Annotated in this window: 17 protein-coding genes, 2 tRNA genes and 1 pseudogene; 14 read left to right on the top strand and 6 right to left on the bottom strand. The window is 40.5% G+C overall.

Annotation, left to right across the window (positions count from 1 at the left end; translation table 11 throughout):
• Positions 1 to 10: 10 nt before the first annotated feature.
• The 5 genes from GO593_RS04845 to GO593_RS04825 form a co-directional block, all read right to left on the bottom strand.
• Positions 11 to 1,429 carry an amino acid permease gene (locus GO593_RS04845; protein ID WP_001183123.1) on the bottom strand — a complete coding sequence of 473 codons (1,419 nt, stop codon included), beginning with the start codon at positions 1,427 to 1,429 and terminating at the stop codon, positions 11 to 13.
• 131 nt (positions 1,430 to 1,560) lie between these two features.
• A tRNA-Glu gene (locus GO593_RS04840) sits at positions 1,561 to 1,636 on the bottom strand.
• Positions 1,637 to 1,661: 25 nt separating this feature from the next.
• A tRNA-Ala gene (locus GO593_RS04835) sits at positions 1,662 to 1,737 on the bottom strand.
• A gap of 57 nt (positions 1,738 to 1,794) precedes the next feature.
• Positions 1,795 to 3,303 (bottom strand): glutamate--tRNA ligase, encoded by a 1,509-nt coding sequence (gene gltX, locus GO593_RS04830; RefSeq protein ID WP_000868422.1) that lies wholly within the window; start codon positions 3,301 to 3,303, stop codon positions 1,795 to 1,797.
• Between the two features lie 117 nt (positions 3,304 to 3,420).
• Complete coding sequence (locus tag GO593_RS04825; protein ID WP_000690905.1) at positions 3,421 to 3,720, bottom strand: hypothetical protein; 300 nt, start codon at positions 3,718 to 3,720, stop codon at positions 3,421 to 3,423.
• Positions 3,721 to 4,116: 396 nt separating this feature from the next.
• Between GO593_RS04825 and GO593_RS04820 the strand changes: the two genes are divergently transcribed.
• From GO593_RS04820 to GO593_RS04780, 9 genes are all read left to right on the top strand, one after another.
• Entirely contained in the window at positions 4,117 to 5,118 is a 1,002-nt protein-coding gene (locus GO593_RS04820; protein ID WP_002135158.1) for a sulfate ABC transporter substrate-binding protein, read from the top strand.
• Between the two features lie 222 nt (positions 5,119 to 5,340).
• Positions 5,341 to 6,264 (top strand): 16S rRNA (cytosine(1402)-N(4))-methyltransferase RsmH, encoded by a 924-nt coding sequence (gene rsmH, locus GO593_RS04815; RefSeq protein WP_000018346.1) that lies wholly within the window; start codon positions 5,341 to 5,343, stop codon positions 6,262 to 6,264.
• Positions 6,264 to 6,596 (top strand): cell division protein FtsL, encoded by a 333-nt coding sequence (gene ftsL, locus GO593_RS04810; protein WP_000842465.1) that lies wholly within the window; start codon positions 6,264 to 6,266, stop codon positions 6,594 to 6,596. The genes rsmH and ftsL overlap by 1 nt, the downstream gene beginning before the upstream one ends.
• Positions 6,597 to 6,607: 11 nt before the next feature.
• Positions 6,608 to 8,440, top strand: a complete 1,833-nt coding sequence (gene ftsI / locus GO593_RS04805; protein ID WP_000227936.1) for a penicillin-binding protein PBP3 — start codon at positions 6,608 to 6,610, stop codon at positions 8,438 to 8,440.
• Positions 8,441 to 8,443: 3 nt separating this feature from the next.
• Positions 8,444 to 9,943 (top strand): UDP-N-acetylmuramoyl-L-alanyl-D-glutamate--2,6-diaminopimelate ligase, encoded by a 1,500-nt coding sequence (locus tag GO593_RS04800; RefSeq protein WP_000218550.1) that lies wholly within the window; start codon positions 8,444 to 8,446, stop codon positions 9,941 to 9,943.
• Positions 9,944 to 9,951: 8 nt separating this feature from the next.
• On the top strand, positions 9,952 to 11,352 hold the full coding sequence (locus GO593_RS04795; RefSeq protein ID WP_000557502.1) for a UDP-N-acetylmuramoyl-tripeptide--D-alanyl-D-alanine ligase: 1,401 nt from the start codon (positions 9,952 to 9,954) through the stop codon (positions 11,350 to 11,352).
• Positions 11,353 to 12,471 carry a phospho-N-acetylmuramoyl-pentapeptide-transferase gene (mraY, locus tag GO593_RS04790; protein WP_000928089.1) on the top strand — a complete coding sequence of 373 codons (1,119 nt, stop codon included), beginning with the start codon at positions 11,353 to 11,355 and terminating at the stop codon, positions 12,469 to 12,471.
• A 60-nt stretch (positions 12,472 to 12,531) separates the two neighbouring features.
• Positions 12,532 to 12,864 (top strand): DUF7709 family protein, encoded by a 333-nt coding sequence (locus GO593_RS04785; RefSeq protein WP_000169602.1) that lies wholly within the window; start codon positions 12,532 to 12,534, stop codon positions 12,862 to 12,864.
• A gap of 2 nt (positions 12,865 to 12,866) precedes the next feature.
• Positions 12,867 to 13,691, top strand: coding sequence for a putative RNA methyltransferase (locus tag GO593_RS04780; protein ID WP_001990541.1), 825 nt, complete (start codon positions 12,867 to 12,869; stop codon positions 13,689 to 13,691).
• 17 nt (positions 13,692 to 13,708) lie between these two features.
• Here GO593_RS04780 and ponA read toward each other — a convergent pair whose 3' ends face one another.
• Entirely contained in the window at positions 13,709 to 16,264 is a 2,556-nt protein-coding gene (ponA, locus tag GO593_RS04775) for a penicillin-binding protein PBP1a (protein ID WP_000736672.1), read from the bottom strand.
• Between the two features lie 160 nt (positions 16,265 to 16,424).
• On the opposite strand from ponA, the gene GO593_RS04770 reads away from it, so the two are divergent.
• The 5 genes and pseudogenes from GO593_RS04770 to pilQ all read left to right on the top strand — a co-directional run bounded on the left by GO593_RS04770 (position 16,425) and on the right by pilQ (position 21,627).
• A complete protein-coding gene (locus tag GO593_RS04770) occupies positions 16,425 to 17,483 on the top strand; it encodes a pilus assembly protein PilM (protein ID WP_005143496.1) in 1,059 nt (352 codons plus the stop codon).
• Positions 17,483 to 18,124: pseudogene (locus GO593_RS04765) on the top strand (PilN domain-containing protein). Before GO593_RS04770 ends, GO593_RS04765 begins: the two are co-directional and overlap by 1 nt.
• Positions 18,121 to 18,861, top strand: a complete 741-nt coding sequence (locus GO593_RS04760) for a type IV pilus inner membrane component PilO (protein ID WP_000076101.1) — start codon at positions 18,121 to 18,123, stop codon at positions 18,859 to 18,861. Before GO593_RS04765 ends, GO593_RS04760 begins: the two are co-directional and overlap by 4 nt.
• Before the next feature lie 10 nt (positions 18,862 to 18,871).
• Positions 18,872 to 19,399, top strand: a complete 528-nt coding sequence (locus GO593_RS04755; protein ID WP_000695065.1) for a pilus assembly protein PilP — start codon at positions 18,872 to 18,874, stop codon at positions 19,397 to 19,399.
• 62 nt (positions 19,400 to 19,461) lie between these two features.
• Complete coding sequence (gene pilQ / locus GO593_RS04750; RefSeq protein WP_001017037.1) at positions 19,462 to 21,627, top strand: type IV pilus secretin PilQ family protein; 2,166 nt, start codon at positions 19,462 to 19,464, stop codon at positions 21,625 to 21,627.
• Positions 21,628 to 21,635 lie beyond the last annotated feature (8 nt).

Raw genomic sequence — 21,635 nt, 5'->3', positions numbered from 1 at the left:
TTACAAACACTTAAGCTTTATTTCGATAGAAAATAAAGTAGCTGAGATAGCACAAGGCAGTAAAAATTAAGCAACCTATAAAGCCAGCACGCATTTCAGGATCTGCTGCCATACTTAAACATGTAATAAAGCAGAAAAGAAAACCTAAAATTGGAACGATAGGGAATAACGGTGCTGCATATTTTAAATCGCTAACCGAATGTCCAGAACGGTACCATTGTCGACGGAAATTGAACTGGCTTAAACAAATGCTCATCCAGACAATAACCATAGTAAAAGCTGCAACACCTAGCAAGTTTTTAAAGATGGTTTCAGGAGCAAATTGCTCTGATAATAAGCCTGGAATTGCACCGAACATCGTTACAACTAAAGCAACAATAGGTGTCCCGCTTTTTGAAAGTGTTGCAAATACACCCGGAAGGAGTTTTTGCTCCGATAAAGACCACATCATACGTGAAGCTGCATATAGTCCCGAGTTTGCGGCTGAGAGTAGTGCAGTAATAATAACAAAACGGATGATGTCATCTGCATATGGAATACCGATGTAATTAAATACGGTAACGAAAGGACTATTACTTACGTTGTCACCACCTAAACCAGCAAGTTGGAAAGGAAGTAATGCACTAATTACAATAATAGTGCCCACAAAGAAAATCAGAAGACGCCAGATTGCAGCATTAATCGCTTTAGGGACATTCTGAGCAGGATCTTTAGTTTCGCCAGCAGCTACACCAATTAACTCTGTTCCAGAGAAAGCAAAATTAACAATGAGCATAGTGGTGAAAATAGGAAGAAAACCGTGTGGGAACCAACCTTGGGCGGTTAAATTACTAAACAATGGAGCAGTTTGAGCGCCGTGGAAAGGAATTAAACCAAAAATTGCTAATAATCCAAGCACAATAAAAGCAATAACGGTAATGACCTTAACTAGCGCTAGCCAGAACTCTGACTCGGCAAATACTCGGGTTGAACTGATATTTAACCCGAAAATAGTTACTGCAAAAATAAGTGTCCAGATCCACATTGAAATTTGTGGAAACCATTCCTGCATAAGTAGAGCAGCGGCGGTAAACTCGGTTCCTAGCGTTGCTGTCCATGTTAGCCAGTACATCCATGAAATCATGTAACCTGTACTTGGACTAATGTACTTTCGAGCGTATGCGCCGAAAGAACCCGAAACAGGCATATGTACAGCCAGCTCGCCTAAACAGAGCATGACCATGTAAGCAATTGCACCCCCAAGAATATAGGCAATAATTGCGCCAATAGGTCCAGTTTGTGAAATGACTTCCCCTGAACCCAAAAATAAACCAGTACCGATTGCTCCACCTAGCGATAACATGACAAGGTGGCGGGTACTCATGGCTCTTTTTAAAGGTGCAGTACTGTTCTGATGCTGAGCATCTAGTTGTTTGTCAGATGGCTGCATATTACACATTGAGAGAATTTGAGAAAGACGCTATTTTAGATAAAATAGACAAATGTGCAATCAAGAAGCAGTCAAAGAATAGACAGGAAGGTGACGATAGAGTCTTTAAAAGGAATTTTTAAAATAGAAAATGGCGTCCCTACGGGGATTCGAACCCCGGTTACCGCCGTGAAAGGGCGATGTCCTAGGCCTCTAGACGATAGGGACTTGATGAGGCAAACACAAAGGAGCTTGGTGGAGCCAAGCGGGATCGAACCGCTGACCTCTACAATGCCATTGTAGCGCTCTACCAACTGAGCTATGACCCCAGTTTGTGTGAGCGCAATATTAGGGTGAATGCGCTCACACGTCAATAAAAAAATGAATTAAGCTTCGCTAGTTGCTTCATTTTTCGGCAATTTTAAACTTTCATTAAGCTTTTCCCAGTTTTTTACCTCTTTTTTACTCGGTGCACCCACAATTTCTAGCGCATGACGTAAGCGAGCAAAAGTTAAGTCAGGGCCAAGTGTAACCATCGACTGCATAACTGGTGTTGAACTGGTTGAGCCAGCAATTGCAATAAAGAACGTTGGCATGAAGTCACGTAATTTAATGCCCATCTGATTTGCCAAATCCATTAAAGTTTGACTAACTGTGTCGTTATTCCAAGTAAACTGACTTTCAAGACGCCAAATTGCGAATTGTAAACTTTGACGAACTTGCTCTTGAGTCAATTTTTTACTTTCAAACATTTCAGCCGTAATTTGTGGCATATGGTTAAAGTAGAAACCAGCCCAATTTACAGCTTCAGAAAGTAAATTAATACGTGGTTGAATAGCGGCAGCAATGTCTTCTAAAGTGCTGCGATCACTTTTCCATGTCAATAAACGGTCTAATAGTTGTCCTGGGGTTAACCCTTTAATCCATTGACCATTTAACCAATTGAGTTTTTCAACGTCAAAAATTGGTCCACCTAGTGATACGCGTTGAATATCAAAGTTATCCATCATGTCTTGTAATGTGAAAACTTCTCTTTCATCCGGCATTGACCAACCCATACGGCCTAAATAGTTGAGTAAGGCTTCTGGTAGAACGCCGATATCACGGTAGTAGTTAATTGAGGTCGGGTTTTTGCGTTTAGATAACTTCGATTTATCCGGATTACGAAGCAACGGCATATGGCAAAGCGTTGGCATTTCCCAACCAAAGTATTGGTAAAGCAACTGATGCTTCGGCGCAGATGGAAGCCATTCTTCACCACGTAATACATGGGTGATTTCCATTAAATGGTCATCAACAACGTTAGCTAAATGGTAGGTTGGTAAACCATCTGTTTTAAGAAGTACTTGCATGTCGACTTGTGCCCAAGGAATTTCAACTTCCCCACGGAGTAAGTCGTTAAATTTACACACGCCTTCTTCAGGCACTTTCATACGGATAACATGAGGTTCACCCGCTTCAAGACGTCGAGCTACTTCTTCTTGAGACAGCTTTAAACCACGACCATCGTATTTTGGTGTTTCGCCACGAGCTTGCTGCTCGGCACGCATTTGGTCAAGTTCTTCTGCTGTAGCAAAACAATAAAAAGCATGACCTTTTTCAACAAGTTCTAACGCGTATTGCTTATAAATTCCCATGCGCTCTGATTGGCGGTAAGGAGCGTGAGGACCACCTACATCCGGACCTTCAGACCAATTTAAGCCTAACCAGCGTAGAGAGTCTAAAATCATTTTTTCAGATTCTGGCGTAGAGCGAAGCTGGTCTGTATCTTCAATTCTTAAAATGAATTCCCCGCCATGCTGTTTCGCAAAACACATATTGAATAGGGCGATGTAGGCAGTACCAACATGTGGGAAACCGGTAGGAGAAGGTGCAATACGAGTACGAACTTTCATAGTTAATGGGTCAAAATAAAAATTGAAACTATTATAACGAAAAAGCCCAGTATTCTGACGTTTTATTTAACGACAGTCTGGGCTGAAATTGAAACGATGAGGGGGGCGTTTCAAATATTAAGAAGTGTGTGGCTGGAAGATTGCCTGAACAAAACGTGAAAAACGTTCATGCTGTGCTGCAAGAAAGTTTTGAGTTGGTGTAACACGGATAGTATTAAGTACTTTTAACTCATCATCTGTTGATGGAAGTACAATAGTGTTACGTTTTTGCTGGTCTAAAGCTTTTTCAATAAGTGAAGACTGTTTATCTGAAAGACTTTTACTTGGTGTATCTTTCAGTACGGCTGCTGTAGATAGTTGCGATGCAAAACTAAGCACCAAACCCAAGCTTAAAGCTTTTCCATAATGAATTTTCATTTTCTGTTCATCCCCTCAGTACATTTCGTCTATTTTTTGAGTTTAACCAAATGTAAAATTACGGTAACGCTACGATTCAAACATAAATTTTAATAAAAAAGTAGAACTATGTCACACTTTTTACAAAAAATACCTTTATTTTACGCTGGTACCTTTAAATGTAGCCTATGTGTATCCATTACGTCTCATTATTTAACAAATTAATGTGTAGATAAAGTGAAGACTATAAATAAACTATAAGAATAATTACAAAACTTTTCAAAAAGGAGAAGGAAAAATTAGAGTTAACTATATCTTTTAAAGTGATTAGTAAAACATTTATTTATATAACTATTTGATTGAAAACTAAAAAAATAAAAATATAGTAGACGTTAAAAGTAAAAGTGGTTTTTATAAATGAAAAGAATAGCAAGAATTGCAGTCGCTACGTATATGGGGTTGGCAGTAAGTGCTGTGCAGGCGGCGACTACATTTTTAAATGTTTCTTATGACCCAACTCGAGAGTTTTATCAGGAATATAATCAGGCATTTGGTAAGTTCTGGAAACAACGTACCGGGCAGGACGTGGATTTTAAACAATCCCATGGGGGCTCAGGAAAACAGGCTCGCGCTGTAGCAACTGGTCTTGAGGCAGATGTGGTGACCTTAGCCTTAGCCAATGATATTGATGAAATTGTAAAAGCAGGCTTTATCCAGCCAAACTGGCAAAAAGAATTCCCTAATAATTCTGCACCGTATACCTCTACAGTTGTGTTTTTAGTAAGAAAAGGCAATCCAAAAAATATTCGTGATTGGAATGATTTAACTAAACCTGGTGTTGAAATTATTACGCCTAATCCAAAAACGGGTGGGGCACCGCGTTGGATTTATCTTTCTGCATGGGGATATGCTTTAAAGCAGCCGGGTGGAAATGACGCTAAAGCCAAAGAGCTGGTTAAAAAACTTTATCACAACGTTAAGGTGTTAGATTCGGGAGCGCGAGGCTCGCTTACTACATTTGCTGAGCGTGGAATTGGAGATGTTCTACTTTCTTGGGAAAATGAAGCACTATTGGCAACGAAAGGTCTCGATAAAGATAAATATGAAATTGTTTACCCATCAATTTCAATTTTGGCAGAACCATCTGTTGCCATTGTTGACAAAACAGTCGACAAAGACGGTAACCGTACTTTGGCAAAAGGTTATCTCAACTTTTTATACTCACCTTTAGGTCAAGAGTTGGCTGCTAAACACTATTTCCGTCCTCGCAACCCTCAAGTTGCTGCTAAATATGCAGCACAATTCCCAAAAATTAAATTATTTACGATCAATGATGTTTTTGGCGGTTGGGCAAAAGCCCAGAAAACCCATTTTACCAATGGAGCCATCTTTGATCAGATTTATGATGGAAAGCAGTAGGTAAAATATTGGTAGAGTAGAAGTTTAAAAATTAGTTTACTTTTTTATAGTGAAGCAAGTGAACCTGAAAAGGTGAGCTTGCTTTTTTGTTTTGCTTAAAAAATGAAAAGAAAACGGTTTTCTCTATGAAAAATTAATATTTTCCTACAAAAAGCCGTTTGGTGTTAGCCATAAACAAGGTGATAATGTGCAGTTACATTTTTACGCTATGATTTAACTCCTATGTCGCATATTTCTGTCTTACTTTTTGAGACCGTTGAAAGCTTATTGGCAGATCGCACAACTGGGGTGTATATCGATGCAACCTTTGGACGAGGTGGGCATACGCGCTTGTTATTGTCGAAACTCGATGAAAACGCCCGAGTATATGCTTTTGATAAAGACCCTCAAGCTCTGGAAGTTGCGGCTGCTTTAGCACAAGAAGATCCAAGATTTACGATTATTCATGCAAGTTTTGCTGATATTAAGGAAAAAATGCAGGAAATTGGGGTGCAAAGTGTCGATGGAATTATGGCAGACTTAGGTGTGTCCTCTCCTCAACTCGACCAGGCTGAACGCGGCTTTAGCTTTATGCAAGATGGCCCGTTAGATATGCGTATGGATAACTCTAAGGGATTGACTGCTGCCGAATGGTTACTTGAGGTAGAAGAGGAAGATTTGGCAAATATCATTTATCAATATGGTGAAGAACGATATAGTCGCCGTATTGCTAGGGCAATTAAGCAGGCCGGAAAATTGGATACTACGGCGCAATTGGCTGAAATAGTAAAAACAGCCCATCCAAAATGGGAAAAGCATAAACATCCGGCGACACGTACGTTTCAGGCAATCCGTATTGCTATTAACAAAGAACTAGATGATATTGAAGTATTTTTACCGCAAGCTGTAGACTTGCTTAAACCAAAAGGGCGTTTGTCTGTGATCAGCTTCCATTCGCTTGAAGATCGGTTGATCAAACAGTTTATTCAAAAAGAATCAACTCTAGCAGAAGATTCTGGTTGGGGGATGCCTCAACAGCAGGTTGATACGAGAAGATTAAAGAAAATTTCACGGGTTCGTGCGAGTGAAGAAGAAGTAAAAGCGAATCCACGTTCACGTAGTGCATGGCTTCGGGTTGCTGAACGCTTGGAACAAAAAGGCGCGTAATGAAAAGCAGTGATGAAATCGAAACCACAGAAAATAAAGTGGTCAAAAAAGTTGTGGTATATGCAGTCATGGTGGCATTGGTTTTTATCAGTGCCATGATGGTGGTATTTCAAGTATTTGAATACCGTCATGATTATAGAGAGTTAAGCTCTTATATGCGTGAACGTGATGACCTCAATGCTGAATGGGGGCGTTTATTGATTGAGCAACAAACATTTGGTGCGACTGCTCAAATTGGTACACGTGCTGTGACACAATTACGAATGTTTTCGCCACCTGCTGCAGAAACGGTGGTAATTTCTTTACCGATGACCTCAGAGCAAAATAAGTAAGGCCTTGCTGTATGGTAGATAAGCGAACAAAGCAAACACGAAAAAAACAGCAGTCTATTTCGGAAAAACCAAGTCTTGCCTTTGATATGTGGCGGTTTTATCTGCTCTGGGCGGTAGTGCTACTGTGTTTTGTGGTATTAATTGCACGTGCATTTTATGTTCAAGTCATTAATAAAGACTTTTTGCAAAATAAGGCCAATGCCAATATTTTGCGTACTGAACGTATAGAGGCTATGCGTGGAGTGATTAGTGATCGCCACGGTGTACCTTTAGCGATTAGTAGTCCAATCATGAAAATTGTGATTGATCCGCGTGATTATTTTGAGACCAAGCATTTATATGATCAAATTACGGCTGAACTAAAACAAGATCCAAACAACCGTAAATTAAAACGCCAATTGCCAGATAAAAATTTAAATCTTGATGAACTTGCCGACGTGGTGGGTGTTGATCGTGCTGATCTTAAAAAACAGATGAATGCGCGTCCGCGTTCTCGCTATCTGGTTTTGAAAAAAGAAGTACCTCCTCAGCAAGCTGACCTCATTATGAAAGGTAATTTCCAAGGGGTGTATGCAGAAAAAACTTATAAACGTTATTACCCGCAACCTCAGCCAAATGCCCAAATTATTGGTTTGACCAATAGTGAAGGTCAAGGTATCGAAGGCTTGGAAATGCAGTTGAATAAGCAACTGTCAGGTGTAGACGGTGAGCAAAAAATTATTCGCGATAAGCGTGGTAACCGTTTAAAAGTTTCTGAGGTAATTCGTGAGGGTGAACCTGGTGAAAATATCACTTTAAGTATCGACTCACGTTTGCAGTACATTATGTACCGTGAATTAACGGCTGCAGGTGTGGCTAACAATGCGCGTTCAGCAACGGCGATTGCAGTTGATGTTAAAACGGGTGAAATTCTGGCAATGACCAGTTGGCCATCTTATAACCCGAATGATAAGAATGGCTTATCAAATAAAGATGCTATGCGTAACCGTGGGGCGATCGATATGTTCGAGCCAGGTTCAACCATGAAACCTTTTACTATTTCTGCAGCTTTAGAAACTGGTCAATATACGCCAAATACGATTGTAAATACCTCCCCTGGCTCAATGCGTTTAGGCTGGCATACTATTCGTGATACCCATAACTATGGGGCTTTGACCGTAAGTGGTGTCATTATTAAGTCTTCAAACGTGGGTTCTGCAAAAATTGCGTTATCACTTCCGAAAGAAACTTTGCCGAGCTTCTTTAATCGTGTTGGTTTTGGTAAGCGTTCTGCAGTAAGGTTCCCTGGGGAAAGTTCAGGTCTGGTTTTACCTGTTAATAAATTAAACTCTTCTCAAATCGGGACCATGGCATATGGTTATGGCTTAAACGCGACAATCCTTCAATTGGCTCAAGGTTATGCCATGCTTGCAAATCATGGTGTCAAAATGCCATTAAGCTTGCATAAACTAGATCAGCCACCTAAAGGTGAGCAAGTTTTAAATCCGAAAATTGCCGATCAAGTTTTGTTAATGCTTGAGCAAGTGACTATGCCGGGTGGTACTGCAAAACAAGCCAATATTCCTGGTTATAGGGTAGGTGGTAAAACAGGTACTGCACATAAATTGCGTGCAGATGGTAAAGGATATTCAAATAATGAGTATCGTGCCTTATTTGCGGGTGTCGCACCAATTAGTGATCCACGTTTAGCCGTTATTGTAGTGGTGGAAAACCCACAAGGTCGCTATTACGGTGGTTTGGTTGCCGCTCCAGTTTTTGCTCGTATTATGCAAGAGTCGTTGCGCTTAATGAATGTGCCGCTTGATAAGCCACTTAATACTCCAGAAAATCCTATTCGCAGGTAAGCTATGACTGTTTCTTTTCAAGAAATTCATCCAATCGAAATTGATGCTCAATGGCCTCGACAGCCATTTTACGGCTTTAGTTTAGATAGTCGTAAAGTTGAAACGGGCCAAATTTTTATTGCTTTGACAAGTTATAGCCAGCCTGAAAAAACGCGTACATTTGCTGAAGCAGCTTTAGCAAATGGAGCGTTGGCTGTCATTAGCGAAACCGAATTAGGTGTAGCAAATGAATGGGTATGCCCTGATGTGCGTCAGCGCATGGGAGAGTGGCAAAAACGTTATTTGCAACAAGCTGATGTAGTAAAACCTCTACGGATTATTGCTGTAACAGGCACAAATGGTAAAACAACAATTTCTCGTTTAATTGCTGAGTTAATTAGTTCACAACAGCAGCGCTGTGCAGTGATGGGGACAACAGGGAATGGTATTTTACCTAACTTAACGCCTTCTACGCATACTACCCTCGACGCTCTACAGTTACAAAATGCGCTACATGATTATGCTAAACAGGGAGCAACTTTTGCTTCTTTAGAAGCAAGTTCACATGGTCTTGAACAGGGTCGATTAAATGGTTGCGATATTGAAATTGCTGTTTATAGCAACTTAAGTCGTGACCATCTGGATTATCACGGCACTTTAGAAGCTTATGCAGAAGCGAAGGCGCGTTTATTTCAGTTTAATTCGTTAAAAGTCGCTGTTATTAATTTAGATGATGCGCATGCTGACTTGATGATTAAGTCTGCCCAAAATAATCCAGCACAACCTAAAATTTTGACTTACTCACTAACTCAAAATACAGCTGATTATTACATTACCGATTTAAGCTATAGCTTAGCGGGTGCAACTTTTCATTTAGTAAGTCAGCAAGGTTCATTTGCGGTAGAAAGCCCATTATTAGGTCATTTCAATGTTGAAAATTTAATTGCCGCACTCATCGCTGCTGAGCAAGCTGGTTTCGATTTACAGGCATTGGTTAATTTTGTTCCTAAACTAATTGGTGCGCCAGGCCGAATGCAAGTTATTCGTGATGATGAGCGATTATTTGTAGTGGATTATGCGCATACACCAGATGCATTGATTCAAGTGCTTAAAACATTAAAGCGTCATGTTTCGAATCAGCTTTGGGCGGTGTTTGGATGTGGTGGTGACCGTGACCGTGGTAAGCGTCCACTCATGACTCAAGCAGCTTTGGATGGCGCAAATCCTGTTATTCTGACTTCAGATAATCCAAGAACAGAAGACCCTGAACAAATTTTTGCTGACATGAAGCAAGGAATTGATTTTTCAGGGCATCGTATGCATGAAATTCATGACCGCCGTGAAGCAATTAAATTTGTTGCAGAGCAAGCTCAAGCTGGTGACATTGTAGTGATTGCCGGCAAAGGACATGAAAATTATCAAGAAATTAATGGTGTGCGTCACTGGTTTGATGATGTGGTTGAAGTGCGTTCCGCGATTGATGCCCAACATCATACGGTAGATGCTGCTTACCCTGCACAATAGGAAAAATTATGCATACTTCAACCACCAGTACCGTGCCTTTGGAACCGTGGACAGCTCAACAATTACAACAGGCAACACAGGGTTACTGGCATAAAGACCAGATCCCTCAAACTGAAATTAAACGTATTTTGACTGACTCGCGTCATGCAGAAAGTGGGGATGCCTTTTTAGCACTAAAAGGTGAACGTTTCGACGCGCATAATTTTGTCGCGCAAGTGGCTGCAAATGGTTGCCAAGTCGCTATTGTCGAGCGGCCTATAGATGCAGAAATTGCTCAGCTTGTAGTTGCCGATACCCGTTTGGCTTTAGGGCAACTTGGTGCGTATCGTCGTGAACAAAATGCTCAATTGAAAGTAATTGCTTTAACGGGTAGTAGTGGTAAAACCACCACCAAAGAAATGCTAGGAAGTATTTTGTCTCGTTTAGCACCTACATTGATTACCCGAGGCAATTTAAATAATGACCTTGGTGTGCCGATGATGTTGCTTGAGCTTCGAAAGGAGCATCAGTATGCGGTGATGGAACTTGGTGCAAATCATCAAGGTGAAATTGATTACACATCAAAAATTGTTCAACCGCATGTTGCTGGCATTTTAAATATTGGAACTGCTCATTTGGGTGAGTTCGGCGGGCGTGATGGCATTTGCCGCGCTAAATCAGAAATCTATCATCATATTTTACCTCAGGGCGTTGCTATTATTCCGCAACAAGATGACTTTACCGCTGAGATTCGTGAAGCAGCCAAAAGCCATCAAATCATGAGCTTTGGTGCTGGTGGTGATGTCTTTGCTACAGAGATTGAATTGTTGCCACAATCTGCCAATTTCCAGTTACATACGCCTCAAGGTTCAAGTTTTGTAAGACTGCCGTTTGCGGGTGAGCACAATGTGCAAAACGCAACTGCAGCAGTAGCATTTGCTTTGGCGTTAGGTGTTAGCTTGGAAGATATCGTAAAAGGTCTAGAGCAAGCACAAGGTGCAAAAGGTCGTTTGAATTTTATTCAAAAAGCGCCTCATTTATTTATTGATGATACTTATAACGCCAATCCAACATCTATGCGTGCTGCGGCACAAGTATTACTTCAGCAAAATGGCATTAAAGTCATGGTGATGGGGGATATTGGGGAGTTAGGTGATAGCAGTTGGCAAGAACATCACGATTTAGGTCGCGATCTTGCTGAGCTTCCTTTAGACCATATTGTTGCAGTTGGGCAGTTTGCCTCAGCAGCTCTCGAAGGCGCAGGTCTTCATTCTACTAAATTGAAAGCATTTCAGACTCAAGCTGAGGCGCTTCCATTTTTAATCAATCTAATCCAAACACATCAACCCCAGTCCATGAGTTTCCTGTTTAAAGGTTCTCGCTTTACTCATATGGAAACGTTGATGGCTGATTTGATGGAGAAACTTTAAATGCTGTTATGGTTGTTTGAACAACTTGCGGGCTATCACAGTTCGTTTCAGGTTGTTCGTTATTTAACATTACGTTCTTTACTCAGTGTATTAACGTCACTGACCATTGGTTTGGTTCTCGGACCAATCATGATTCGTAAATTACAAGCGTTAAAATACGGTCAGGCAGTAAGTTCGTTTGCTCCTGAAAATCATGCTAAGAAAATGGGTACACCGACCATGGGTGGGATTTTAATTCTGCTCTCAATTGGTATTAGTACTTTATTGTGGGCTGATTTATCTAACCCTTATGTTTGGATTGTACTTGGTGTAATGGTTGTGTTCGGTGCGGTTGGCTGGGCAGATGACTGGATTAAAATTCGCTATAAAGATAATGCAGGTCTACCTGCCCGTAAGAAGTTTTTCTGGACTTCTGTCGCATCGCTGGGTGCTGGTATTGCGTTATATTTAATTGCTACCCAACAATCTAATGCAGAATACACAGCAAATATGCTGGATTTATTGATTCCTTTCTTTAAGAATCTTTCAATTCCGCTTTCTATTGTTCCTTTAGGTTTAGCATTTATTGTATTTACCTATTTAGTAATTAATGGTGCCTCTAATGCGGTTAACCTAACTGATGGTTTAGATGGTTTAGCCATTATGCCAGTGGTTATGGTAGCGACGGGCTTAGGCGTATTTGCGTATTTATCTGGTGACATTCGTTTTGCCAACTATTTGCATATTCCTTATGTGAAATACACTTCAGAACTTGTGGTGATCTGTTCTGCCATGATTGGTGCGGGTTTGGCATTTCTTTGGTATAACGCACATCCGGCGCAAGTCTTTATGGGTGATGTGGGCGCTTTAGCTTTAGGTGCAATGCTTGGAACCATTGCCGTTATGGTTCGCCAAGAAATTGTATTCGCAATTATGGGCGGTGTTTTCGTTATGGAAGCGGTATCGGTATTCCTGCAAATCGGCTCATTACGAATGCGGAATAAACGCGTATTTTTGATGGCACCTTTGCACCATCACTATGAAAAACAAGGCTGGAAAGAAACCCAAGTAGTTATCCGTTTCTGGATTATTACGATTATGCTGGTTGTTTTAGGCCTAATGACCTTAAAATTGCGCTAGAACTTATTTTGGTGTCAATATAAAGCCAGTTTCTACTGGCTTTTTTTATTGGAGAGGTAAATGACAAAAGTTGCTGGTCTAGACCAATTATCTGTAATTAATCAAAAAGTAGTTGGAGAGGGCGAAGTCTTACCTCAAGTTGTGCTTAAAGATGGAAGTCAGGTGCAAACGGGAACTGTCGCGACGATGCTGCATAATATTGAACTCTATAATGCGGGGCAAAGAGGGCAAATTGAAGAAGAGTTGAAGATCGCAATTCCAACTTTAGTTAAAGTGGGCTTGTTTGATTTGTTTGAAGTAGATGAATGGATTAAGGGAACAAATGCAGGCCGTACATTTGTTGGAATGCATGCTAAGGCTTATTTACAACAAAAAGAACAAGAGAATAATTAAACGTGACTACGCAAAATTTAATGTGCCCTGTGTGTCGTCAACGACTTGAGCTGGTAAGCAAAACATGGCGGTGTGAACAGGGCCATAGCTATGACATTGCAAAGCAAGGTTATGTGAACTTACATGTTGTACAGCACAAACATAGTAAAAATCCGGGAGATACTCCTGAGTCTGTAGATGCGCGCCGTGCTTTTTTACAAGGTGGCTATTATCAACCTTTACAGCAAGCAGTAGTTCATTTGCTGAAACAACTTAAAGCTAAAACGGTACTTGATATTGGCTGTGGTGAGGGCTATTACACCAGTGCAATGCAACAGGTCGTTGAACAGTGTATAGGTGTAGATATTGCAAAAAATGCAGTACAACGCGCAGCAAAGTTAAATGACAAAGTGACATGGGTGGTTGGTACAGGAGCAACTTTACCGGTCATCGATCAAAGCATGGATGTGTGTACGAGTCTTTTTAGCCCGATTCCCCAAACGGAAATTCTGCGTGTTTTAAAAGATGATGGTTATTTAATTGTTGTGACCCCGGCAACCGATCATTTGTATGCGATGCGTGAGGCGTTGTTTGAACAGGTTAATCCTCACACACCACAGAAATTTGTTGAACAATTGCAAGATTTATTTGAGTTGAAAGAGCAGCAAGTTATTGATGCTCCTTTAGTACTTGACCAGCAGGCTTTAAAAAATCTTATTGCTATGACTCCCTATGCTTATAAGGCATCTCCAGAACGTCGTATGCAATTAGAACAGAAAGCACACTTACAAGTGACCGCATCTTTTCAAATTTATCTTTTTCAAAAGCGTAATAAAAAAGCCATCTAACGATGGCTTTTTTATTTTTATTCAATTTGATTAATCAAGTTTTCTAATTCATCTTTTTCACGCTTCGGCGCTGCCCCTTGCGAAGGTTTCATCGCTGGAGGTGTTGTCTTGGAAGGAATCACAATTTCCTCACCCGGTAAGTCATCGAAGTCATTATTGGTGGTTTTAGGTTGTGGTGGTGCAGGACGATAGAGTGGGCGTGCTAATGGAGGGGCAGCACGATAGGTTTTCTTATCGCCTACTTCAGTTGTGACTTCTTGCTTATCGCGAGAAATAGGTGCCTGAGCATCTTTTTCTAAACGAACCCAAGCAGCTGGTGTACCTTGCAATGCTTGACCCATAAAGTTAATCCAGATTGGTAGTGCAGCAATACCACCATACTCACGGCGACCAAGTGTAGTCGGCTGGTCAAAACCAACCCATGTTACAGTTACTAACTTGCCATTAAAACCTGCAAACCATGCATCTTTTGCATCGTTAGTCGTACCTGTTTTACCTCCTAAATCACTACGGCCGATCTTGAGTGCAGCACGACCTGTACCATGCTCAATTACGTCACGTAAGATATTTGCCATGTCATAAGCAGAGCTTGATTTTAAAATGCGCTGAGCTTGACGATATTGACTGTTATTTTTGTCCGTCTGTTTAAGATTGAGTTGTTTGGTTGTCTTTTCTTTCTGCTCTAGCTCTTTATTTGTGACTTCAATAACTTGATCGTCTGGAGTAGTTACCTGTGCATCGTCAGTTGTCTCAGGAGCATTAATACATGGAATACATGCATATTCTGGCTTGGCTTCGTAAATGACTTTACCGTATGCATCTTCAATACGCTGAATAAAATGCGGTTGAACACGGTAACCACCGTTTGCGAATGTTGCATAACCAGTTGCCATTTGAATTGGTAATACTTGAGGCGTACCTAAAGCAATGGTGTAGTTACGTGGAATTTGATCCTCTTGTAAACCAAAATCCATGAATAATTGGCGAGTACGTTCAATTCCTACAGTTTGTAAAAGTCTTACTGAAACCGTATTACGAGACAAATACAAAGCACGGCGTAACGGGATCATGCCTAGGTAGCGACCATCAGAGTTCTTCGGTGTCCACTTGCCAATCGTAATAGGGCTATCATTCACCATACTATAAGGTGTCATGCCACGTTCTAATGCTAAAGCATAGAGGAATGGTTTGATGGTAGAACCTGGCTGACGCCAGCCTTGTAAAGCACGGTTAAATTTTGATTGATAGAAATTATAACCACCTACAATTGCTTCAATTGAGCCATCGTTTGGGTTAATTGCAATGAGCTGACCTTGAACTTTTGGTACTTGAACTAGTGACCACGCAGTTTTAGCTTCATTTGGGCGTAAACGAACAATATCTTTAACTTTAACAATTTGAGATGCACGAGAAGGCGCTGCCCCTACGCTATTTGCATTGCGATAGGGACGGGCCCATGACATGCCGGACCATTGCACGGTTACTGTTGAGCCATCTTGCATTAATGCTTCAAAAGAGCTGCTATTTACCTTGGTGACTTGCGCCGGATAAGTGTTGGCATATGCTCTAAATTCGCTTAATGGCTTATCATGTGCTTCTGCACCACGCCAGCCATGACGACGGTCATAAGCTTCAAGACCGTCCTGCACAGCTTTTTCCGCAATCGCTTGGCGTTTCGCATTAATTGTTGTGTAGACTTTATAACCAGAATCAATTGCTTGTTCACCAAAATGTTTTACAAGCTCTGAGCGGACCATTTCACCTGCGTAGGGGTGAATATTATTTAGGTCACGGTTGGGCATATTCAAATTGATTGGCTCTGCAACGGCCTTTTGATATTCCGCTTGAGAGATATAACCAAGTTGAAGCATTCGGCCTAAAATCCAGTTGCGACGTTCAAGTGCACGCTCAGGGTTAACAACTGGATTATATTTAGATGGTGCTTTAGGCAAGCCGGCAATCATGGCCATTTGGGCAATGCTGAGCTCATTAATGCTTTTGTTGTAGTAAATCTTTGCAGCCGCTGCGATACCGTAAGCATTTTTACCTAAGAAAATCTTATTTACATAGAGGCTTAAGATGTCTTCTTTAGATAAGTTTTGCTCAATTTTTCGAGCCAAAAAGATTTCTGTTAGTTTGCGTTTTAAAGTTCTTTCTGGACTCAAATAATAGTTCTTTGCGACCTGCATCGTGATGGTTGAGCCACCAGTTTGTACATCAGAACCCGTAACACTTTCACTCAAAGCACGGCCTAAACCTTTAAAACTAATGCCGCTATGTTCAAAGAAAGAAGAATCTTCTGCTGCTAGGAATGCATGAATAAAATTAGGAGGAATTTGTTTGTATTCAACCGGAATAGAAAGTTTACCACCGTATTCAGCAATGAGTTGATTATCGGCTGTATAGACTTGCAATGGTTTTAAAAGCGGTGCTTTTTTTAGTGAACTCATTTCCGGAAGCGTTGGGGCAATATAGAGATACATGCCATAGAATCCCATCGGAAGTGAGACTAAGATAATAATAATGATCAAAAAAATTGGACGCACGAAGCCCAAACTGGATAGCTTTTTCATGATAAGTAAGCTTTAATAAGATCGAATACAAACTAATTGTGGTCAGTATAGCCTTTAGACATGCGGATTGTTAGATGAGATATTGTATCCGTGTAAAAATAAAGACCGAGATTATTGGTTTGTAATTTTTTTGGGGATAAAAAAATAATAGGACAATAGTGTGCTCAGGTTATATCGTAAACCTAATAAGGGGTTAATGGGTGTCGATATTAGTTCGACTTCTGTTAAGTTGTTAGAGCTCTCTGTCAAGAACGGTAAATATTGGGTAGAAAGCTATGCTTTGATGCCTTTACCCGAAAACAGTGTAGTTGAAAAAAATATCTTAAATCCAGAAGCAGTTGCAGAGGCTTTGGAACGGGCGATGAATTTAGCAAATCCCCAAACCACTCATGCTGCAATTGCTGTTCCGACATCGACGGTTATTCATAAAACTATCGAAATGGATGCAGATATGAGCGATGACGAACGCGAAGTTCAGATTCGTGTAGATGCGGAGCAGTATATACCGTTCCCTTTAGATGAGGTGAGCCTTGATTTTGAGGTTTTGCCCGATCGTCTTGCGAATCCAAATCGTGTAAATGTGCTCTTGGTCGCCACAAGAACAGAAAACGTTGAAACACGCGTTGAAGTGCTTGAATTGGCAGATTTAAATCCTAAATTGGCTGATGTCGAAAGTTACGCGGTTGAGCGCGCTTTTAGCGTGTTTGCTGATAGCTTACCGATGGGTGCAAATACCATAGGGATTTTAGATATCGGCCATATCATGACGACATTATCTGTCATGCAAAATGGCAAGATTATTTATACACGAGAGCAGGTTTTCGGCGGAAAACAACTTACGCTTGAAATTCAAAGTCGTTATGGTTTGTCTTTAGAAGAAGCAAGCAGAGCGAAAAAAGATCGTTCTTTACCAGATGATTATGAAATTGAAGTGCTAGACCCATTTCTAGATGCGGTAGTGCAGCAGGCGGCCCGCTCACTACAATTTTTCTTTTCTTCATCCCAATTTAACGAAATAGACCATATTTTGCTCGCTGGTGGAAATGCGAATATTCCAGGCCTTGCCAAGCTTTTGCAGCAAAAATTAGGTTACCGTGTCACGATTGCCAACCCGTTTTTACAAATGGGCTTTTCTCCTCAAGTCGACGTTCAAAAAATTGAAAATGATGCTTCATCTTTAATGGTGGCATGTGGCTTGGCTTTAAGGAGTTTTGATTAATGGCAACAATTAATTTACTGCCTTGGCGCGAAGAGCTGAGGGAGCAACGAAAAAAACAATTTATAACGTTATGTTTTGGGGTGGTTGTTTTGGGGATTACAACCGTATTTGGGGGATAGTTTTATTTTGACCATAAATTAGATGATCAAGAGCAAGCGAATCAGCTCATTATGAGCACAAATCAGAACCTTGATCAGCAATTAAAAACATTAAACGGCTTACAGGAACAGCGTGATGCCATTATTGAACGCATGAAGTTGATTCAAGGTTTGCAGAGTCAACGTCCAGTAGTGGTAAGACTTGTTGATGAGTTAGTTCGAGTCACACCATCAGCTATGTATTTAACGAAATTTAGCCGAACCGGAGATAAGTTTACGATTGAAGGTAAAGCTGAAAGTCCAAATACAGTAGCCGAACTACTCCGTAATCTTGAAGCATCTCCTTGGTATCGTAATGCTTTTATGAACTCTTTCTTGGCTAATGAAGAGAAAAAAGATAAGGCTGCAAGTTCTCTTCTTCCTAGGGTGGAAGACCACTATGGTAGTTTTGTTGTGACTGTCGATTTGGGGGAAATGGGCGTGACCACAACGGATGATTCTGCTAAGCCATCTGCTGGTGAAAGTGTGGGGGCTGCTAAATGAGTCAAGACGAACTTCAAGAATTGTCATTAGAACAATTATCTGCAAAGAAAAAGAAATTTAATCTCGATAAATTCCTTCAGCAATTTAATACGCTGGATATGAACAACTACGGTAGTTGGCCAATATCTGTAAAAATTACGTGTTGGATTTTTATTTTCTTTGCTGTGTTAGCTTTGGGGTATTTCATTGTTATTCAACCGAAATTACAAGCTATTGATAATGCTCAAGCTCAGGAAAGCAATTTATTAAACGAATTTCGTGAAAAAGACTCGAAATTACGTAACCTGCAACAGTATCAGGTACAGCTTCAAGAAATGCAGGCAAATTTCAACCAGCAACTAGAGCAGTTACCAAAAGAAACTGAGATTCCGAGTTTAGTTGAAGATATCAACTTAACAGGAGTGAACTCTGGATTGAAATTTAAAAATATTCGCTTGGAAGATGAAGTAAAGCAGGAAATTTTTATTGAGCAACCAATTGCCATAGAAGCGACCGGGGACTATCACGCATTTGGAGCTTTTGTAAGTAGTATCGCTGCTTTGCCTCGTATTGTAACCATGCACGATTTTACTGTTGATGTATCGCCAGCTAAAGATAACAAGTCTGATATTCCTGTGCTGAACTATTCCATTAAAGCAAAAACATACCGATACGTAGGGGCAACAGATACATCGGAGCAAACAGGCAAAGCTCCAGCAGCATCTGCTTCAACGAACACTACTGTTCAGCCGAAATAGGAGAGTTATGATGAAAATTAAGCAAATTACTCTTTATGTTTTGGCGTGTGCTGTGCTTGTCGGTTGTGATTCAAGAATTGATGCAGTAAATCAGGAAATGGCCAATATTCGTAATCAGCCGCCACTCCCTATTGAACCAGCACCGATTTTTACTCCTGTACCGCAATTTAATTACGCTGCTCATCAATTAAAAAGCCCATTTATGCCAAGTTCTCTGGCTGCCGAGCTCAAGATTATGGCGGGGAAACGGGTTTATCCGAATTTCTCACGTGCGCCGCAACCACTCGAAAGTTATGCTCTTGAAGCTTTAAATATGAAAGGGAGCATGCGAAATAATCGAGGGCAGATATTGGCCTTGATCCAGACACCGGATCAGCAGATTGAACGGGTACAAGTGGGTAACTATATGGGTATGAATCAGGGCCGTATTACCCATATTAGTCCAACCCAGATTGATCTGGTTGAAATCGTACCTGATGGTCGAGAAGGCTATGTCGAAAGACCAAGAACCTTGGTCTTGATTGGGCCTGCACCCTAAAATTTAGGGAATAACAACGAAAAAATATTTTTAAAGATTATTTAATTGGGGATGGTCAGACAATGAATCACGTATTCCGTCAGTTTTCTATGGGGGCTGTAGCTATTGCGATTATGCAGGCTGCATCTGCACAGGTCAGCATGACCAACATTGTACCAATGCAAATTGCAGGTCAGGGCACAGAAATTAGAGTCATGTTTAATGGCTTGCCACCACAACCACAAGCTTACCAACTTGAAAATCCTTCACGTTTAATCCTTGATTTTGATAAGGCACAGCAAGGTTTAAAACAGTCTAAAATTAGTGTTGCAACTAATGAGGCTAGTTCTGTAGATGTTACTTCAGATGACCAGCGTTCACGTTTAACTGTAAACCTAAAAGATGCTGGAGCATTTACAACACGAGTAGAAGGTAATACCTTTATTTTAAAAATTAATTCTGCTCAAACAAGTAATAACCCGCTACCTGTGGTCTCAGCACAACCACAAGGTGTTTCAAATATTGGCTTTCAACGTGGTAGTCAGGGAGAAGGTCTGGTTGTTGTAGATCTTTTAGGAAGTAATACGCCTGTAGATGTTCAGCAGCAGGGTAGTAAAGTCGTTATAAGAACAATAGGTACAAAAATCCCGACACATTTAGCACGTCGCTTAAATGTAAATGATTTTGCAACACCGGTTTCAAGTATCGATGCTTATAATGATAAAGGGGTTGGTGTAATAACTATCCAGTCCTCTGGTAGCTATGAATATATGGCCTATCAGGCAGAGAATAAGCTCACGATCAGTTTGAAACGTCCCCAAGATAAAAATGTTACCTCTTTATATAAAACGCCGAATTATTCGGGAAATAAACTTTCATTAGACTTCCAGGATATTGAAGTACGTCGTGTGTTGCAATTGCTTGCTGATTTTACAGGCATCAATATGGTAGCTGCCGATAGTGTACAAGGTAATATCACACTACGTTTAAAAGATGTACCTTGGGATCAGGCGCTTGATATTATTTTAAAAACTAAAAATCTTGATAAACGCCGTAACGGCAATGTGATTTGGATTGCTCCAGTTGCAGAATTGATTAAAGCGGAAGAAGAAGAAGCGAAAGCTGTTGCACAAAGTGTCAAACTTGCACCCTTACAGACTGAGTATATTCAACTGAAGTATGCTAAAGCTGGCGATATTATGGGTCTCATTACACAAGGCTCAAATAATAGTAATGGCTTACAACATACTTCTGGTGGAGGGACCTCAACTTCAACCAATTTAAATACTGGAGTTGATAGTCTAGGCAATAATGTGGGTAGTTTGCTTAGCCCGCGTGGCACTATTACTCAAGATGACCGAACCAATACTCTTATTATTAATGATACTGCTCAGTCAATTGATCAAATTCGTAAAATGATTGACTTGCTTGATGTGCAAGTTAAACAGGTTATGGTTGAAGCACGTATTGTCAGAGCCTCTACTTCATTTACCAAAGAACTTGGTGTGAAGTGGGGCATTCTGTCGCAAGGTATTACCAATAACAACAATTTGCTGGTTGGCGGTAGTGAAACAACTTTATGGAATTTACGCGAACCGAAGAAAGATGAAACTACTGGTGGGTATAAATATACGATTGAGCGCCCAGATAACTTAAACGTGGATTTAGGGGTTTCTAATCCTGCAGGAAGTATTGCTTTTGGCTTGATTAGTATGTCTGACTTTATGTTAGATCTTGAATTGTCTGCTTTACAAGCGGATGGTTATGGTGAGGTTATTTCTACCCCTAAAGTCATGACTGCCGATAAACAAACAGCAAAAGTTGCAACTGGTCAACAAGTTCCATATCAATCTACAACTAACTCTGCAGCAGGTTCAACTGCTACAACATCTTTTAAAGATGCTTTGCTGAGTTTAAATGTGACACCAAGTATTACACCTGATGGCAAGATTCAAATGAAGTTGGATATTTCTAAGGATTCTGTAGCGGGTGCGGCTCCAAATGGAGAGTTGATTTTAAATAAAAATAATATCAACACCAATGTATTGGTAGATAATGGCGAAACTGTCATTTTGGGTGGTGTTTTTGAGCAAACAACTATGAATTCACAAACCAAAGTTCCTTTCTTTGGTGATATTCCTGTTGTTGGGCGTTTATTTAGAAAAGATGTAAAGTCTGATGATAAACAAGAGTTGCTGATTTTCGTTACACCACGAATTGTTAATGACACTTTAGCGAGAAATCATTAATATATTTT

It is taken from the genome of Acinetobacter baumannii, assembly GCF_009759685.1.
Classification (GTDB): Bacteria; Pseudomonadota; Gammaproteobacteria; order Pseudomonadales; family Moraxellaceae; genus Acinetobacter; species Acinetobacter baumannii.
The sequence above is the reverse complement of the archived record's forward strand: the minus strand, read 5'-3'. Positions and strand labels throughout refer to the sequence as shown.

What these genes read in the sequence shown, in the direction of transcription:
- GO593_RS04755 (WP_000695065.1), top strand. Translation starts at nt 18,872, where the DNA reads ATGAAAATTAAGCAAATTACTCTTTATGTTTTGGCGTGTGCTGTGCTT.
- GO593_RS04760 (WP_000076101.1), top strand. Translation starts at nt 18,121, where the DNA reads ATGAGTCAAGACGAACTTCAAGAATTGTCATTAGAACAATTATCTGCA.
- GO593_RS04785 (WP_000169602.1), top strand. Translation starts at nt 12,532, where the DNA reads ATGACAAAAGTTGCTGGTCTAGACCAATTATCTGTAATTAATCAAAAA.
- pilQ (WP_001017037.1), top strand. Translation starts at nt 19,462, where the DNA reads ATGAATCACGTATTCCGTCAGTTTTCTATGGGGGCTGTAGCTATTGCG.
- GO593_RS04795 (WP_000557502.1), top strand. Translation starts at nt 9,952, where the DNA reads ATGCATACTTCAACCACCAGTACCGTGCCTTTGGAACCGTGGACAGCT.
- ponA (WP_000736672.1), bottom strand. Translation starts at nt 16,264, where the DNA reads ATGAAAAAGCTATCCAGTTTGGGCTTCGTGCGTCCAATTTTTTTGATC.
- GO593_RS04825 (WP_000690905.1), bottom strand. Translation starts at nt 3,720, where the DNA reads ATGAAAATTCATTATGGAAAAGCTTTAAGCTTGGGTTTGGTGCTTAGT.
- GO593_RS04845 (WP_001183123.1), bottom strand. Translation starts at nt 1,429, where the DNA reads ATGCAGCCATCTGACAAACAACTAGATGCTCAGCATCAGAACAGTACT.
- rsmH (WP_000018346.1), top strand. Translation starts at nt 5,341, where the DNA reads ATGTCGCATATTTCTGTCTTACTTTTTGAGACCGTTGAAAGCTTATTG.
- ftsI (WP_000227936.1), top strand. Translation starts at nt 6,608, where the DNA reads ATGGTAGATAAGCGAACAAAGCAAACACGAAAAAAACAGCAGTCTATT.
- GO593_RS04800 (WP_000218550.1), top strand. Translation starts at nt 8,444, where the DNA reads ATGACTGTTTCTTTTCAAGAAATTCATCCAATCGAAATTGATGCTCAA.
- mraY (WP_000928089.1), top strand. Translation starts at nt 11,353, where the DNA reads ATGCTGTTATGGTTGTTTGAACAACTTGCGGGCTATCACAGTTCGTTT.
- gltX (WP_000868422.1), bottom strand. Translation starts at nt 3,303, where the DNA reads ATGAAAGTTCGTACTCGTATTGCACCTTCTCCTACCGGTTTCCCACAT.
- ftsL (WP_000842465.1), top strand. Translation starts at nt 6,264, where the DNA reads ATGAAAAGCAGTGATGAAATCGAAACCACAGAAAATAAAGTGGTCAAA.
- GO593_RS04820 (WP_002135158.1), top strand. Translation starts at nt 4,117, where the DNA reads ATGAAAAGAATAGCAAGAATTGCAGTCGCTACGTATATGGGGTTGGCA.